This is a genomic window from Sciscionella marina DSM 45152, assembly GCF_000379465.1.
GTDB lineage: Bacteria > Actinomycetota > Actinomycetes > Mycobacteriales > Pseudonocardiaceae > Sciscionella > Sciscionella marina.
The window spans coordinates 233,730-249,227 of sequence record NZ_KB905436.1; the positions used below are offsets into that span (position 1 = coordinate 233,730).

Genomic DNA, 15,498 nt, shown 5'->3' on the forward strand with positions numbered 1-15,498 from the left:
CACGGCACCGTCGTGACCGCAGGACCCGTGATGCCTTGTGATCGCAGCAACACGACCTGTGAGATTCGTTGTGATTGACGTAAAGCACCCATCCGACGCTCGGCCACTGGGTTAGCACGACACCCCACGAGCCGGAGGTGCGCTGTGATGTCGTTGCCGCGTACCGGCCACTCGTTGTCGCTGTGGATCCAATGCACCTGTACCGCACTCGTCGCGCTCGGCGCCGCCTATGCCTCGTTCCGGCACGGCCGCGAGTTCGCGCTACGGTTCGGCGCGGACACGACCACGGCGACGATCTGGCCACTGATCGTCGACGGGTTGGTGATCACAGCCACCGTCGAACTCTGGAAACCTCGTGGCCCGCAGGATGGTCAACGGTGGGCCGCCTGGCTCGCCTTCACCCTCGGGATCGGACTGTCCCTGACAGCGAACATCGCCGCCTCCCCCACCCCATCAGTCTGCGGAGTCGCAGTCGCCGCCTGCCCACCCCTGGCGCTGCTGCTCGCGGTCGAACTCCTCAACCGCGCCCTCAAACGCCACCGCATGAACGTCGAGGCGATCAGTCCGGAACTACCGCCACCCGAACCAACGGAGAAGGCCGCCGTGCCTGCCGATAGTGCCGACACGAGCACAGCCACCACATCGGACGCCGCGTCCGCTCAACCGAGCGCGGAGCAACGCATGTGGGACTACTACCTCACCCAACACGCCCGCGGCCGCACCCCCACCGGCGCCGAACTCGACCGCCACGCCGGAACCAACAACTACGGTCGCCGAGTACTCCGCCAATGGCGCACCAAAGGAATCCTCCTGTCTCTGCAAGCATCCCAACCGACTCGATCCAACCCACTCGCACCGAGACCGACGTAATATCTCAAGGTCTCGGCCGTCAACGGGCGATCTCGGCGTACCCCGACGCCACAGACCACCTCGGCCGGGAGCGACCGGCGCGCCGAGCAGGAGGCCAGTGCGGAGCAGGCGCCCGGACCGGCACCGGAGCCCGAACCGCTGTCCCGGCCACCGGCCCGGCCAGCCACGACCACGACGCCCGGAACGCCGGAACCCGCGCCCCCACCGGCGGCGTTCCGCGCTCCCGAAAACACGCGCGAGGTCCCCTATGCCACGCCCCGGGCCCGCAGACTCGCCTCCGAACACGGCATCGACCTGGCCTCGCTGACCCCTGCCGGCACGGACGGCGGGCTCCGGCAACGGGACGTGCTCGCCGTCATGGCGGCCGGACAGGAGAGCACGCAGCGCCCGGTTCCGCCCGCGCGGGAGGATCCGCCGTCCGATGCGCCGCTGGCAGCGCGGTCCCGGCCCTCGCCGGTCCTCTCAGGCACACGGGCCACCACGGAGAAGGCGAGCCGGGTCCGCCAGACGATCGCGCGGCGCACGCGGGAATCGCTGCTGAGTTCGGCGCAGCTGACTCAGGTGTTCGAGGTCGATTTCACCAGGGTCGCCCGGGTACGCGACCAGGCCAAGGCGAGCTTCCTCGCGCGCGAGGGTGTCAAACTGACCTTCCTGCCGTTTCTCGCGAAAGCCGCGGTCGAGGCACTCGGACAACATCCGGCGCTCAACGCGTACCTGCACGAGGAGATCAAGGAGATCACCTACTTCGACCAGGTCGGTCTCGCCGTCGCGGTGGACACCGACAAGGGGCTGCTCTCACCCGTCGTCCCCGACGCGGGCCGGATGAACCTCGCTGGTCTTGCCCGTGCGATCGCCGACATCGCCACCCGCACGCGGACCGGTCAGGTCACCCCGGACGAGCTCTCCGGGGGCACCTTCACGGTGACCAACCTCGGCAGCAACGGCGCCCTGTTCGATACTCCGATCATCAACCAGCCACAGTCCGCGATCCTCGGTCTCGGTTCGCTCGTCAGACGACCGGTCGTAGCGACCGGACCCGAGGGACAGGAGACGATCGCGATCCGCACGATGGCCCTACCTCGCATTGACCTACGACCATCGCCTCATCGATGGCGCGGACGCGGGCCGATTCCTGACCACGCTCAAGCGGCGCCTACAAGAGGGGCAATTCCACGAAGAACTAGGCTTGTAGTCACCAGCCACGGGCGACGCTTCCACCCGTTCGGCGCCATCGAACGTGACCGGATTCGGGCAGCCCGGCGCTCTGTGCCGTTCGCTCGGCCGTCCGTCTGGGCCAATATCGCCGTCCGGCTCGTGGTCTACACCTTCGCCGCCGTCCTGATCGTCTCGTTCCAGCGTGGACGCCGTCGGGCTCGTACCGCTCCCACGGTTCTGCTCACCGTGATCGGGCCGGCCTCACTGGTGGTGCCTGCCGTACTCGCCATGGCCGCTGGGCAGACCGTCGCGCGGGCGCTCAGCGATGGCGGCGAACTGGGCTGGGCATTCATAGCGGTGCGGCTGACCCACATCTGCTGCGTCGTGGCCGCCTCCGTGCTGATGTTCACCACCAGCGCGAACCGCTACTTTGCCGTGGACAGACACAACTGGGCGATCGCCGTCGGCGCGGACGCGCGATGAGGCGCCGTAGCGCACGGCTGTGACCGAGCGCGCAGCGACCAGTGAACCCGACGGGACCGCAGCCGTCGGCGGTATCGATCTCGCTTCGCCCCGGCGGCCCGACCGTCATCGGCGCGGCCGACCCGCCTGGCATGGTGAGCCTCCCCGCTACCCGGGACGCTCCGCAGCCTGTTGCCCCTCTGGGGAGCCGCGTTCCCGCGCGGTGATTCCCGCATCCGCGCGGCGCGGCGGCCGGACCGTTCATCGAGGTACCGCACGCGCTGGGCGAATTCGCGCAGCGCGTGCAGGTCATCCCGGCCGGGCCGTCATCGTCGGATGGCGCGCGAGATACCGCGGAAACGGCGACCCTCCGCTCAGGGTCGCGCCGCGATACGGCACCAGGAACCGATCAGCCTTCCGGCGAGTCGGGCGGCAGCCGCTCGCCCGCCGGTGAGGTCTCCCGGTAGCCATGTTCGGATCCGCTCGGCGCGCAGTTCCACCGCCCGGCTGCCGACCGCGAGCGGACTGGCATCCACTGTGGTCAGCGAAACCGCGGCCAGCTCACCGAAGGGGGCGTTGTCGAAGCCGACAACGGACAGTTCCCTGGCACCGAGAGTCCCGGGCGCAACGCTCGATGAGCATCCCGAGTGAAGGCCGTCTATCGAAGCGAACGCCGCCGTCAGGCGCTGCGCAGCGGGCGGATCGAGCAGCTCACGCAGCGTCCTTCTGCCATCGTCTGCTGTCGGGGAACCGGGAAGGCAACGGTTCCGGTACATCCAGTCCGTGCTCGGCGGGTTGCCCGGCATAGCCCGCGACGCAGGAGACCAAAGGACCGCCTTCCACCACACCCGGGGCGAGCCGTGGCGGTACCGGTCCAGTGCTATGGCGTCAATCACAAGAAAATGCGATCGAGATCACATCATGATCTCCTTGTAGGATGATTCTCGTGGCTTCCGGGCCCGCAAAGTCGCAAAAAGGAGAGTGGCGTCAAGCATCTCCCCGGTCGTGCGAGGGCCGTCCCCGGCCAGGAGCACGATTCCGGCCCCCGCTTGCTGCTCGCCGTCGTGACGGAGGCTTCTTTTCGCTGCTGCAGAAGAACGTCTTGGATACCCAAAGGTGGAATACCCAGGAAGAACTGCGGCTGGCGATCGCCACCCGGACCAAGACCAAGTACAACCGCCGACGCGGACAACGCCGCCTGGGCAAGCTCACCCCAGTCGAGTTTGAGACAATCTACGAAGCTGCAAACGCAGCCTAAACCATCAACCCCGAGTGTCAACCAAACCGGCGGCAGACTCCTGGCACTCCCTCATCGCGGCTTCAGTGAGGAGATCAACCATTTTCCGGACTGGTTCCGCATCTCCACTTCCACACGACTACCGTTTAGCTGCGGCCGCTGAATCCCATCGCCTTCCGTCGTCTGATTGAGGAAAACCAACAGCTTCACGTCCTCGGGATCAGCCGACACGACCGAGGTGTCGGCGACCTGCGCATTGGTCACCGCATGTCGCTTCTTCGAAGCGTCTATCACGACATTTTTCATCAGCGACTCGTACTGCTTACCGAACTCGGTAGTCAGCACATCCTGGGTATTTTTCGTATCATTCTGAATAGTCCGATAATCATACGACAGTGCCGTCGGCACGTTCTTCTTGGCGACCGCAACCGCCGCCGCGCGCGACTCTTCGCTGGCGTTCTGCTGCACCTTGTACCACGCGAGCCAGCCAACAAAACCGCCCAGCAACACCGCCGCGATCACCATCACGACAAAAAACTTCCTCGAACGACGCTCCACCAGATTCCGCGCTTGCCGGAGGCTATCTCGCCACACGAACTTCAGCCGCGGTTTTCCCGCTTCGTCGTCTTCCCGGTCGACTACCGGATCGGCCCGATCAGACGATTCCACTTCCCTCGGGTAAGGAGTCGGAACGTGACGCCGTCCAGACCTTGCCGGTGCCTCCTCCTTTTTGATATCCGTCTGTGCGGCCAACTTCATCATCTCCTCAGGGAACAAACTGCACATTGGAGGCAAGCCACCGGTCGTCTACCTTTGTCATCATCACCTTCAGCCGATATTCACGAGCCGAGCCCTTCTTGTTCGAGTCGTTTTTCACAGTCGAGTGCGCCGCAACCAATACTGTCGCATTACTCGAACCGGAAGATTCGATCCCCGCGGCATCGATACCTCCGTCCGAGGTGACATGCTGTCCGTCGATCATCTTCAAATAAGTCTCCTTCTCGGCGCCGAAGCTCTGCTTGAACTGCCCCGTGGCGCCCTCCATCAACTTGTCCGCCCCGGCCTTTGCCTGACCTGGGCGGATCGTCAACAGATTCAGCACCTCATTCCTCGCAGCATCCACAGCCTCGGATCGGTCACCGGAGCGCCCCACACCGTTCAGAACCGATATACCGAGAACAACCGCCCCTGCCAGCAAGACCGCGACAAGAACCAGCCCCGTGACGACCTTCCACGACCGGACGTGTCCAGATGCGCTCACCTCATCCCGCTCCTCGGACGAGGACGGTCCGTCCAGCTCATCGTCCTCCGCGCTATCGCCGTCCTGCGAAACGTCTCGCAGGCGTGCGACCCGATCTCCATCAGGCTCATCAACCGGAGCTGCTGACTGAGCCTGCGGCTCCTCGATCGACTCTTCCGATTCCCTCATGGGCTTATCGGCCGTAGCAATATGCTTTGCCAATTCGACTCCTCCTTGCCGTGCGCTGGCGTACCGATCCCGCCTACCGCATAAAGAGCACCATCCGGTGCCTCGGCTGTCCCTGACGACGGCGAATAGTCACCGACACCAACCGCCTTGTCCCTGCCGTTACCACTAGCACCTGCTGCGGTGCCAGCTTGCCTGTAGCGTTGCTCATAAGCTGAACCAAGGCAGTCTTTCGTGTTCGGAGCACGCTGCCCGTCTCCGGCCATGCATTTCAGGTTCCGCGCTCCCCGCACGACGGTCTGCGCCTGATGCTGCAGTTTGCAGTACAGGTTGGGCTGAACCGGCGGAGTGTAAAGACTTGCCGGTGGCAGCTGCTTCCCCGGCGGAAGAAACCCCTTCGTGCAAGGCGTCGTCGCCTGAACCTGCGTCCGCAGGTCCAACCGCAAATGCCCATCGGTTTTCTCACTCGCCGACAGGAACGCCGTGGTCATCCTCGGATACAGCACCAGTAGCTGCTCGACCGACGGATTGTAGGTCACCAAGGTCTGGCCCACATTGACCAGATCCGAAAGAAGTATCGGCAGGGTCGGTTTCAAATCCTGGAAGAGCCCATCGACCTGCTCGGCGGCGGGCGCACCGTGGTCAAGCAATTTCCGCAAGTCACCATCGCTCTGCCATACCCGATCGCCGAATGACGACAAGCTGTTCGCCAGCGACCGGATGTTGGACGCCGTGTCCGTCTGTGTCTTCAACAGCGGCCCGGCACGCCTGATGAGGTCTTTCGTCGGACCGACGTTGTCCTGTGCCGTGCGGATCAACTGTTCAGCATTGTTCAGGCTCCGAGACAATGCCGGCCCCGTACCACGAAACGCCTTCGTCAACTCGTCCAACGCCGTCCGCAGGCTCTGCTTCGGCACCGACTCCAACAGCTGGTTGGCCGACTCAAGCACCGACCCGATACTAACCGGTACATTGGTCCTATTCATCGCCACGTCCGCACCGTCTGCCAGTGCTGGCCCCGACGGATCCTTTCCAGGGACGAAATCGACGTACTGTATTCCGATCGCCGACTCACTGTGTATCTCAGCGGTGCTCGAGGCCGGAATGCGATAACTGTTGTCCAACAGCATGCGCACCCGTACCCCATCTTTCTCCGGTGCAACCTCGGTCACCCGCCCCACCTCGGTCCCCTCATAGGAAACCTTCGTGCCCGAAGTCAGTCCCGCAGCATCGGCGAAACGGGCTGTCACCGTCTTCTCACCGAACCCGAGGAGCTGCGGCACTTGCCCATACACCAGCGTTATCACCATCAACACGACCAAACCGGCTGCGCCGAAGATCAAGAGCTGGAACCGGACGAATCTGCTTATCATCAATGGCCTCCCAGCGACCCGAGCAGACCACCCAACAAACCGCCACCGCCGTCCTTGTGCTGGTCGCCCGCACCGGGGCTCGGCGGCGCTGGAGTCGGAGCGGGGTTCGTATCCTGCTTCTTCTTGCCACCTAGACCTTGAAGCGGACCGGTCAGCAGGCTACCGACCTCGCTGCCGACTCCGCCCACCAAGCCCTTGATCGCCTGCGGAGAGACGAAGGCCAGTTCATCCCTCTTCAACTGCTCGTTGGACAAATCGATCGTCAAGTAGAGGTTCGTGAAATCGCCCCGAACAGCCGTCTCTTTCGGCGCATCCTCCATACGAACAGGAAACGGTCCACTGGCGATGATGTTCGTTGCCTTCACCAATGAATCACCCGAATCCGCAAGACTCCTGGAAACATTCTTGAGATGATTCAGGTTGTCCACGAGCGGCCGTTGCAGGTTTCTGAATACATCATCGGACTGATCGGAGAATTTACCGATATTATTCAACGCATCCGTGATCTGCGGACGCTCCTGATCGAGGACGCTCAGCGCACGTGGCAGCTCGGACAAGGTCTTCTTGATCGTCTGCGTGTGCGCCGCACCCTGCTTACCGAGTTCATTCAGTCCGTCCAGAGCATGTACGATACTCGACTTCTGCCGATCGGCACTCGAAACGAGGTCGTTGATCTTGTGCAACGCATCCCTCGCTACGTTTTCACGTCCACCCAACGCATTGTTGACTTCTGACGTGATCGTGCTCAGGTTCTGAAGTCCACCGCCATTGAGGAGGTTTGACGCGCCAGCCAACGTCTCCTCGGTGTCCGGGTACGCCTTCGTGCGCGAAAGCGGGATGCTGCCGCCATCGGCTAATCGGCCCACCGGCGCCTCACCGGGCGGCGGGCCGAGCTCGATATGGCTGGACCCCAGTAGACTGGTCTGGCCAATCTTGGCGACAGCGTTTTTCGGCAAGATGACATTCCGATTCAATCGCACAGTAGCCAACGCATGCCAGTGATCCGGCCTCATTCCCGTCACGGCTCCGACGACAACATTATTGTCCATGACTTGAGCGTTCGAGAAAACATTGTTCAGGTTCTCGAACTCGATGTTGACCGTATACGATCCATCGCCATCGCCCTCGCCGCCTGGCCAGACGCCGTCTCCTGCCGAACAGCCTGCGACCATGATCGCCGCAACGAGGAACACTGCGCACTTCGCGACCCTCATCGCTACTTTCCCGCCTTCGGTTTGAGCAGACCGCCCAGAACTCCGGGCACGTCAGGCTTGGGCAATATCTGGTTAGGACCAACGTTCACCTGCGGTGGTGTCCCGTTCAACGGAAGCGTCGGGTTCACGTTCACCGGTGGATGGTCCAACTGCAGCAGATTGAGCAATGGCCCAGCATACTTCTTACAGAGATTCATCGCCTCGTTCAGGGGCTTCTCAGTCACCGTCTGAATAGCGGAACAGACGAACTCGGACGGGTTTTTCAGGTTCGGCACATCCAGGCTCCCAGTGAAGGAACCATCACGGCCCGAGTAAATTCCGTAGAAGTTCCCGAACACCGTCGGCGCGACGTGCAATGCTTGCTCCAGGCTCTCCTTCTGCTTAGCAATCGAACTCGACACGTCCGCCATCTGCCCCACGGCCTGCTTTGCCTCAGCTCGATGCTGCTTCAGAAACGCCGTCACGTCCTCGGCCGCGGAGTCCAGCCCCCGCAGCGCTACCGCCAATTGGTCCTTATTGTCGTCGAGTACGCCGGACACCGAATCCAGTCGTCGCATAAATTGCTCAATTTGGTCATCACTCGTACCGATCGCCCGTACGAAGACCTGAAGATTTCGTACGCTTCCGAACAGGTCGCTCCTCCCATCGGACAAGGTCTGCATCGCCTGCGAGACTTGCTCGACCGTCTGATGGAAGTTTTGCCCCTGCCCTTTGTACTTCGCTGCCGCATTCAGCAAGCTATTCAACGAACCGTTCTTGTTCGCTCCGTTCGGACCGAGCGCGTCCGTCAACTGGCTCAACTGTTTCTTCACGTCATCGAATTCCACCGGGACCGCCGTTCGATCCTCGGATATTACGGCGCCATCAGCCAACTTCGGGCCGTTGACGCGCCCAGGAGTGAGCTGTATATACCTCACGCTCAACAGCGCCGGTGACACAATAGCGGCACGCGCGTCTCTATCCGCCGCATACTTACTATCGTAGTGGAACCGAACGGCCGCGCGACCCGGCTGCGGCGTGATCGAGTCGATGGTTCCCACCTTCAAGCCCCTGATACGAACCTCATCGCCGGCGTACAGTCCCTTGGTGTTCGAAAAGTAGGCCGTCACATTGGTGTTCTGACCCTGAAACCAGACCACCATGGCTGCGGCTACCGCAAGGACGACAACGGTCAAAGCCGTCACGACACGCACGCCCCTACCGCCGGCCGTATTCTTAAGGACCGATACGAATCTCATTTCGTTCCTCCCGGCTCGGCGGGACCAGTCGCTCCCGGAGCGATCGTACGGTCCGGGGGTGTGTACTGCCCGGGAAGCGGCGTTATATTCGTCAAGGCCAGATTACTGATGAAGGCGTCCCAGAAGGGCCCGGATGCCAACGCCTCACCCAGTGTTTGCGCTACTGGCCCGGCCTTTTGAATTGCTGACGCGATACTACCTTCGTTTCTCCGTAAAACGTCGAGGACGCTGTTCAAATGCTGTAAAGCCGGGCCGAGCTGATCCTTGTTGTCTTTCACCAAGCCGCTAACCTGCTGAGCAACCGAGTCCATATTAACGATAAGGGCGTGGATCTCGGCCTTTCGACTCTGAAGCTCATCCAAAAGCGCACCACCATCGGTGAACAACTTGTTCAGTTGAATATTGCGACTCGCCAAAATACCTGACACACCGTTCGCGCCGCGGAACAGGTCACGCACCTTTGAGTCACGCGAGGATACGGATTGAGACAGCCTCGTCAAGCCTTGCAGCGCCGGCCTCAGTTCACCTGGAGCACCCCCGAACGCGGAGGAGATCGCATCGAATGAACTAGCCAACTTCTTCTTGTCGATATCACCGGCAAGCGTGCTGACATTGCCGAGTTGCGATGTGATGTCATAGGGGACAGTCGTTCGCGATTGTGGGATCAACGCATCCGACGCCAGCTGACCTGATCCGGAAGGCGTCACTTCCAGATACTTCTTGCCCAGTAGCGTCTCGGTCTTGATCGCCGCTGATGTGTGCTGCCCCAACCTTCCGACTTCATTCGAGGTGATAGCGAAGTCCACAACGATCGAGTCGTCCGTCAAGTCGATGTCCTGAACCTTGCCGACCGTCACTCCGCCGATACGCACTTGCGACCCGACTTCGAGACCCGCCACATCGGTGAAGGCGGCACGATAAACCTCTGCGCCCAACAACTTGGGGAAGGCGTCGAAGTTGAACAAAACCCCGAGCACGAGGCCGACAACCGCAAGGCTCACGACCGCTACCCGAACCGGACTCATTTCACGGAAGCTCTTCATGGTTTACCTGGCCTTCCGCAACGATCAGTCGGATGCATCAACCAAGGCGTATAGATACTCTTGTCACCCACACCGCTCAACCTGACCCGGATGCCGCAAGCATATGCATTCGTAAATGATCCTCGGTTCCCGATCCTGTCGAATACGGTATAAAACACCGGCAGCAATTGAAGTGACTTTTCGAGGTACCCCTTGTCGGCGTCCACATTTTTTAGCAGTCTGCCGGATTGATTGATCGTCTCTTTCAACGGCGGCCTGGCCGTCTTGAGTGTGTCGGTCAGGGTTCCGGTCAGATCGGCGACTTTTCCTAGTGACTGCCCTATCGGTTTCCTGTCGGAAGCCAAGCCGCTAACCAGTGCTTGTAGCTTGTTCAACAGCATAGAGAACTCCCCGCCATGCTGGTTGACAGTTCCGAGCACCGTGTTGAGGTTATCGATCACCTTACCGATGAGCTGATCGTGCCCCGCCAGATTGTTCGTCAGTGAGCCAAGATGTGCGAGTAATCCCTGGACCGTTTGCCCTTGTCCCTGGAACACCGCGATCAGTTCTCCGGCGACGGCGTTCACTTGTTTCGGTTGCAGACCTTGAAAAAGCGGCTGGAAACCATTGAGCAATGTATCAAGGTCCAATGCAGGCTTTGTACGTCCGACCGGTATAGTGGCGCCGACTTTCATAGGGGTCTGCACACCGGAACCCCTAGTGAGGTCAAGGTAACGGTCGCCAGTGAGGTTACGATACCGAATATTGGCATGAACGCTTTCGGGAAGATACTGACCTTGTTCGATACTAAATGCGACAGTGGGTTTGCCATCGTGGAGCTCGATATCTTCGACACTTCCGACTTTGACACCCGCAATTTCCACCGCATTGCCCGCGGAAAGTCCCATCACGTTGCCGAAAGCAGCCTTGTACTGTTTTGTGCTACCGAAGGTCGTTTGAGACAACTGGACGGCCAGAGCAGCAAGCACGAGGGCGCAGATCACGGCCAAAATAGACAATCTGGTCAGATCGCCGCGGATCGCTATAGCGGATTTTCGCGTCACTTCGGTCCCCCAGAGCCAGGGATACCCTCACTACTGTCAGGATCTTCCATACCTGCCCCCGGAACCTCCATACCCGCACCCGGTATCTTGTATTTCGGCGCCGGGCCGTTTACGCCAGCCATCGGAAGACCGAGGCAAGCCGGTCCGCTATGCGTGTCCTGACGCGGAAGGTTTTGGGGATAACGGTAGGGTTCCTTCCCTGGAAGAAACCCTACCATCACGCGGGCCCCCGGACCGTACTTGCGTGATCCCATAATCTGAGTGAGCCGTTTTTGCGACTTATCCATACCCTGGAAGAGACACGGATACTCCGGCGCATACTTGTCCAGGAGACGACTGGTCGGAAGAAGGAGATTCAAGCTGTCGACCAGGTTCTTACCATTACTGGCAAGCAGATTTCCTCCATCTTGTCCAGTGGCGCCGAGTTGGCGGAGGAAGCCATCGACTGACGGTCGCTTATCCACAAGCGTGTTTCCAATATTCGTCCCCTTGTCCAGGAGATTGAATAGCGGGCGCGCAAGGCTTGCGTAGAGACCAGCTACGTCTCCGAGCCTGTTGAGATCGTTCGTCGCGGAGCTTATCTCGGGGTTTATGTCTGCGAGATACCGATCCACCTGGGCCAAGACATTGCCCAACTGCCCGCCCTTGCCCTGCAATGCGGTGGACATACTGTTCAGAAGAGTATTCACCTGCGATGGCTTCGCCGTGCTGAGCACGTCGGTCAGGTTCTGGAACACCTTGTTCACCTCGACCCCAACGTGATCAGCGGTCAGTACAGTCCCATCCCGGACTGGTCGACCAGCGTTCGTGGCGGGGGCGGAAAGGCTGATAAATTTGTTCCCGAACGCCGTTTCCGGACTGATCGAAGCGCTTGCATTCTGCGGTACCAGATGTGAGTCCTGGCTCTGGATCGCCAAATCCAGTGCGGCCCCCTGGTCTGTCAACTGCACACCCTTGACGGTACCGATCACGACGCCGTGCATTTTCACGGAGTTGCTGGGCGCCATCATCAGTCCAGCGCGATCCGTCATGAGACGTACAGAGACGGTCGAAGCGAACGCGTTGTTCATCAGTGCAAGCGTGAGCGAAATTATGCCCACGAACGCAACGAGCATGCCGGCCCCGGTAATCCTTGCGCCGTAGTCCTTCATGATGGCCATGGTTTGCTTACCCCGAAATGTGCAGAGTTTTCGTGCCGCCCCAAAGCGCCATGGCGACCAGCAGATTGACTGTCGATATCGAGATCAGCGAGGCGCGCACTGCTCGCCCCACAGCTTCTCCAACTCCTGCCGGACCGCCCGTGGCAGTATAGCCGTAGTAGCAGTGCACTAAGATCACCACTATCGCGAGCGCGATAGCCTGGACGAACGAGTAAAGTAAATCGATAGGCTGAAGAAACGTATAAAAATAGTGATCATATGCGCCCGAGGACACGTGATAGAACAGCACGGTGACCGCTTTATAACCGACATAACTCAGTATAACCGAGGCTGCATACAATGGAATCACGGTGACGAACCCGGCTACGAGCCGGGTTGATACGAGATAAGGGAGAGACCGTATCCCCATCGTTTCCAAGGCATCTATCTCTTCATTGATACGCATTGATCCGAGTTGGGCAGTGATTCCCGTGCCTACTGTCGCCGCCAAGCCGGCACCCGCGATGAGAGGTGCGGCCAACCTGGTATTGATAAACGCAGAAGCGAATCCGGACAGCGCCGTCAGCCCAACTTGGTTTAGTCCGTAGTATGCTTGCACACCAGCGTTGGTTGCGGCGAAGAACGTGAGGAACCCGGTGATTGCCACCGATCCGCCTACCAGGGCCAATGCTCCGCTACCCATACCGACCTCGGCGATGAGCCGTAATTGCTCTCGTTTATATCGAACAATGACCCGGTAGACCCACTTGAACACATTGCCGTAGAAGATCCCCTGGCGTCCGATCGCATCCAATGTACGCCCGGGGGCCTTGAGCACAGAGGCTATATGCTCTTTTACCGCAGTCTTGTTCGCCATGCCAGTCCTCGCGTCATTTCGTATTTCTAAGTTCGTGATCCTACAATGCCGAGCGTATATGGTAGAGATGTAAGAAAGAGATTCGCCACGAACAGCACGACAAAGGAGGCAACGACGGTCTCGTTCACAGCGTTGCCAACCGCTTTCGGTCCTCCCTTGACCGACAGCCCACGGTAACAAGCGACCAATCCGGCAAGTAGTCCGAACACAATGGCTTTCACTTCGCCGACGATGAGGTCGGGCACTCCCACCAGAAGATTCAGATTAGCAATGAAAGATCCGGAGGCCGCTCCCTGTAGGCCGACCGAGAACAAGTATCCTCCGCCGAGTCCGATGAGGATCACGATCGAATTCAACAGCATGGCGACGAACGTCGAGGCCAGAGTTCTGGGCACGACGAGCCGATGGACCGGATCGATTCCCAGGACCTGCATAGCGTCGATCTCTTCCCTGATCGTGCGAGCGCCGAGATCAGCACATATGGCGGTTCCACCGGCACCGGAAACGACCAGGGTCGTGACGATCGGACCGATCTGGGTTACGGTCGCGAACGCCGTGCCCGAACCACTGAGATCCATCCCTCCGATATTTTGCAAGACATTGTTGAATTGAAAAATGACGAGACAAGTGAATGGTATCCCCACGAAAATTGCAGGCCCGACACTGACTCGTGAGATGAACCAAGACTGCTGTACGAACTCTTTCCACTGGATAGGCGGCTTGAACATGACCCGCACGGTCTGCAGCGAAAGCGCGAAGAACCCGCCGGCGGCGGCAAGAACTTTGGACAGGACCGAATTCGACCTGGAGCCGCCTACTTTTCCGCCCTTGCGCACTTCCTTGACTGTCGCTGACCGCTGCGCTGAGCTCGTCATCGGCTGTATCCAACCCGCTCAGTAGTGATGGTCGTCTCGCTGCTGTAGTCGACAGTTCCGCTGATATGACCGTCCTCGCGCTGATGTGAGTTCATCGGCGCGGCGTCGAGACCATAGCGCCGTAGCTCGTCCGGCTCCATCGAACCGATAATTGCTTTTTGCGCGCCGGGCGGTAGTGATCCCAGTGAGCTCATGACGCGGTCTTTTCGCCGTATTTCGGCGCTCCGCTCGGGCAAGCCCGGTGTCGGCTTGATCTGCGGTGCCACACCACGCACATCGTCTGTGCCGCCGTCATGGTGGCCGGCATCCAGATGCTCCCGCTCTCGCTGTATCTGCGCGGTGTCTTTTTCCTCCGACATGCCGATCGGCCCCACACGGCGACCGTTCAAAAACTGTTCGACGGCCGGTTCTTCGGATGTGAGGAGCAGCTCTCGCGATCCGAACATGACGAGCTCTTTGCGGAACAGCATCCCGATGTTGTCCGGCAAGGTCCTCGCCACGTTAATGTTGTGCGTCACCACAAGGATGGTCGCGTCTATTTGTGCGTTGAGGTCCACCAGGAGTTGCGACAGATACGCCGTTCTCACTGGGTCAAGCCCGGAATCTGGCTCATCGCAGAGGATGATTTGCGGATCTAGCACGAGCGCCCGTGCTAGACCAGCACGCTTCCGCATACCTCCTGATATTTCGCCAGGGAGCTTGCCGTCCGCACCAGCGAGGCCTGTCATCTCGAGTTTTTCCGAGACGATCCGCTTGATTTCGGACTCGGACTTACGGGTGTGCTCACGTAGCGGGAAGGCGACGTTGTCATAGAGATTCATTGACCCGAACAGCGCGCCATCTTGAAAGAGCACACCGAACAGCTTCCGGATTTCGTACAAGTCTTTTTCTGAACAACGCACCACATCGGTGCCGTCCACCGAGCAACTCCCCAATTCCGGGCGTAGCAGTCCGATGACCGACTTCAGGAAAACTGACTTTCCTGTACCGGACGGACCGAGAAGGGCACTTACTTCGCCGGGTGGAAGCGTGAGGGTGACGTCTCGCCAGATGTTTTGGTTGCCGAAGGACTTCGTCAGGCCGTCGACCACGACTTCAACACCCACGGCTGCTCCTTTCGTTCGTGGCGGCCGTGTTGCTCACTACGTGTCCGTGAAATACAGCCGTAGATAAACCGGGCGGCCAGCTCAGCCGCAGTTCATTCGCGCGGAAATAGCCTGACAAGGCGGCTGTCGTGCTCATGCTGGCGATCTCTCGGAATCGACGCTTGTCTCGCGGTTTTCCCGTTTCCGGTCTATCGGTCTGTTGCGGTCAGTGCCTACACCACGCGATCTTGTGGATCGGGATGCCCGCCGACGCCGCAACGACGTCTCTAGGCTTTACCCGAGCGAGGCTGCATTGCCGACGTCACAGGATCGTAGTGTCGGTCATCTTTTAAGTCAACAGTCGTTCACTGATTCTCTTGCGCCGTGGTCCCGATGTTGAATCAAGGTTGCCCTGATATGGAAGCCTTTGGGCTGCTTGTTACTGTCACTGCCGGAACGGT

At 60.1% G+C, this 15,498-nt stretch carries 14 protein-coding genes and 1 pseudogene; 3 read left to right on the top strand and 12 right to left on the bottom strand.

The window, feature by feature from the left end; genetic code table 11:
- Positions 1 to 147 precede the first annotated feature (147 nt).
- Together A37U_RS0137105 and A37U_RS55325 are read left to right on the top strand one after the other, a co-directional pair.
- Entirely contained in the window at positions 148 to 870 is a 723-nt protein-coding gene (locus A37U_RS0137105) for a DUF2637 domain-containing protein (protein WP_020501726.1), read from the top strand.
- Positions 871 to 1,227: 357 nt separating this feature from the next.
- Positions 1,228 to 2,508: a 2-oxo acid dehydrogenase subunit E2 gene (locus tag A37U_RS55325; protein WP_476707428.1), complete on the top strand. Its 1,281-nt coding sequence runs from the start codon at positions 1,228 to 1,230 to the stop codon at positions 2,506 to 2,508.
- 353 nt (positions 2,509 to 2,861) lie between these two features.
- Here the strand turns inward: A37U_RS55325 and A37U_RS0137120 are convergent, their stop codons facing one another.
- Entirely contained in the window at positions 2,862 to 3,263 is a 402-nt protein-coding gene (locus tag A37U_RS0137120; protein WP_157183277.1) for a substrate-binding domain-containing protein, read from the bottom strand.
- A gap of 299 nt (positions 3,264 to 3,562) precedes the next feature.
- Here A37U_RS0137120 and A37U_RS50680 point away from each other — a divergent pair.
- A pseudogene (locus tag A37U_RS50680) lies at positions 3,563 to 3,745 on the top strand (IS3 family transposase); the annotation flags it as partial.
- Between the two features lie 51 nt (positions 3,746 to 3,796).
- Here A37U_RS50680 and A37U_RS47275 read toward each other — a convergent pair.
- From A37U_RS47275 to A37U_RS47295, 11 genes are read right to left on the bottom strand one after another with little or no spacing between them, the layout of a single operon-like run.
- Entirely contained in the window at positions 3,797 to 4,486 is a 690-nt protein-coding gene (locus A37U_RS47275; protein ID WP_157183278.1) for a hypothetical protein, read from the bottom strand.
- 4 nt (positions 4,487 to 4,490) lie between these two features.
- The gene (locus A37U_RS0137130; protein ID WP_020501729.1) at positions 4,491 to 5,153 is read right to left on the bottom strand and encodes a hypothetical protein; all 663 of its coding nucleotides are present in this window, start codon (positions 5,151 to 5,153) and stop codon (positions 4,491 to 4,493) included.
- Positions 5,150 to 6,523, bottom strand: a complete 1,374-nt coding sequence (locus tag A37U_RS47280) for an MCE family protein (RefSeq protein WP_020501730.1) — start codon at positions 6,521 to 6,523, stop codon at positions 5,150 to 5,152. Before A37U_RS47280 ends, A37U_RS0137130 begins: the two co-directional genes overlap by 4 nt.
- The gene (locus tag A37U_RS47285) at positions 6,523 to 7,737 is read right to left on the bottom strand and encodes an MCE family protein (protein WP_051111833.1); all 1,215 of its coding nucleotides are present in this window, start codon (positions 7,735 to 7,737) and stop codon (positions 6,523 to 6,525) included. Before A37U_RS47285 ends, A37U_RS47280 begins: the two co-directional genes overlap by 1 nt.
- A 2-nt stretch (positions 7,738 to 7,739) precedes the next feature.
- Positions 7,740 to 8,930 carry an MCE family protein gene (locus tag A37U_RS47290; RefSeq protein WP_040589861.1) on the bottom strand — a complete coding sequence of 397 codons (1,191 nt, stop codon included), beginning with the start codon at positions 8,928 to 8,930 and terminating at the stop codon, positions 7,740 to 7,742.
- A 41-nt stretch (positions 8,931 to 8,971) separates the two neighbouring features.
- Positions 8,972 to 10,018, bottom strand: coding sequence for an MCE family protein (locus A37U_RS0137155; protein WP_020501734.1), 1,047 nt, complete (start codon positions 10,016 to 10,018; stop codon positions 8,972 to 8,974).
- Positions 10,015 to 11,061, bottom strand: a complete 1,047-nt coding sequence (locus A37U_RS50685; protein WP_083934201.1) for an MCE family protein — start codon at positions 11,059 to 11,061, stop codon at positions 10,015 to 10,017. Before A37U_RS50685 ends, A37U_RS0137155 begins: the two co-directional genes overlap by 4 nt.
- On the bottom strand, positions 11,058 to 12,221 hold the full coding sequence (locus tag A37U_RS0137160) for an MCE family protein (RefSeq protein ID WP_020501735.1): 1,164 nt from the start codon (positions 12,219 to 12,221) through the stop codon (positions 11,058 to 11,060). The genes A37U_RS50685 and A37U_RS0137160 overlap by 4 nt, the downstream gene beginning before the upstream one ends.
- Positions 12,222 to 12,228: 7 nt before the next feature.
- Positions 12,229 to 13,077 (bottom strand): MlaE family ABC transporter permease, encoded by an 849-nt coding sequence (locus A37U_RS0137165; RefSeq protein ID WP_020501736.1) that lies wholly within the window; start codon positions 13,075 to 13,077, stop codon positions 12,229 to 12,231.
- Positions 13,078 to 13,103: 26 nt separating this feature from the next.
- The gene (locus A37U_RS0137170) at positions 13,104 to 13,952 is read right to left on the bottom strand and encodes an MlaE family ABC transporter permease (protein WP_020501737.1); all 849 of its coding nucleotides are present in this window, start codon (positions 13,950 to 13,952) and stop codon (positions 13,104 to 13,106) included.
- Positions 13,949 to 15,058: an ABC transporter ATP-binding protein gene (locus tag A37U_RS47295; RefSeq protein ID WP_051111834.1), complete on the bottom strand. Its 1,110-nt coding sequence runs from the start codon at positions 15,056 to 15,058 to the stop codon at positions 13,949 to 13,951. The genes A37U_RS0137170 and A37U_RS47295 overlap by 4 nt, the downstream gene beginning before the upstream one ends.
- Between the last annotated feature and the right edge of the window lie 440 nt (positions 15,059 to 15,498).

Bases quoted from the DNA above. Each gene is read 5' to 3' on its own strand.
- A37U_RS0137105 (WP_020501726.1), top strand. From the start codon at position 148: ATGTCGTTGCCGCGTACCGGCCACTCGTTGTCGCTGTGGATCCAATGC.
- A37U_RS55325 (WP_476707428.1), top strand. From the start codon at position 1,228: ATGGCGGCCGGACAGGAGAGCACGCAGCGCCCGGTTCCGCCCGCGCGG.
- A37U_RS0137120 (WP_157183277.1), bottom strand. From the start codon at position 3,263: ATGTACCGGAACCGTTGCCTTCCCGGTTCCCCGACAGCAGACGATGGC.
- A37U_RS47275 (WP_157183278.1), bottom strand. From the start codon at position 4,486: ATGATGAAGTTGGCCGCACAGACGGATATCAAAAAGGAGGAGGCACCG.
- A37U_RS0137130 (WP_020501729.1), bottom strand. From the start codon at position 5,153: ATGAGGGAATCGGAAGAGTCGATCGAGGAGCCGCAGGCTCAGTCAGCA.
- A37U_RS47280 (WP_020501730.1), bottom strand. From the start codon at position 6,523: ATGATAAGCAGATTCGTCCGGTTCCAGCTCTTGATCTTCGGCGCAGCC.
- A37U_RS47285 (WP_051111833.1), bottom strand. From the start codon at position 7,737: ATGAGGGTCGCGAAGTGCGCAGTGTTCCTCGTTGCGGCGATCATGGTC.
- A37U_RS0137155 (WP_020501734.1), bottom strand. From the start codon at position 10,018: ATGAAGAGCTTCCGTGAAATGAGTCCGGTTCGGGTAGCGGTCGTGAGC.
- A37U_RS0137160 (WP_020501735.1), bottom strand. From the start codon at position 12,221: ATGGCCATCATGAAGGACTACGGCGCAAGGATTACCGGGGCCGGCATG.
- A37U_RS0137165 (WP_020501736.1), bottom strand. From the start codon at position 13,077: ATGGCGAACAAGACTGCGGTAAAAGAGCATATAGCCTCTGTGCTCAAG.
- A37U_RS0137170 (WP_020501737.1), bottom strand. From the start codon at position 13,952: ATGACGAGCTCAGCGCAGCGGTCAGCGACAGTCAAGGAAGTGCGCAAG.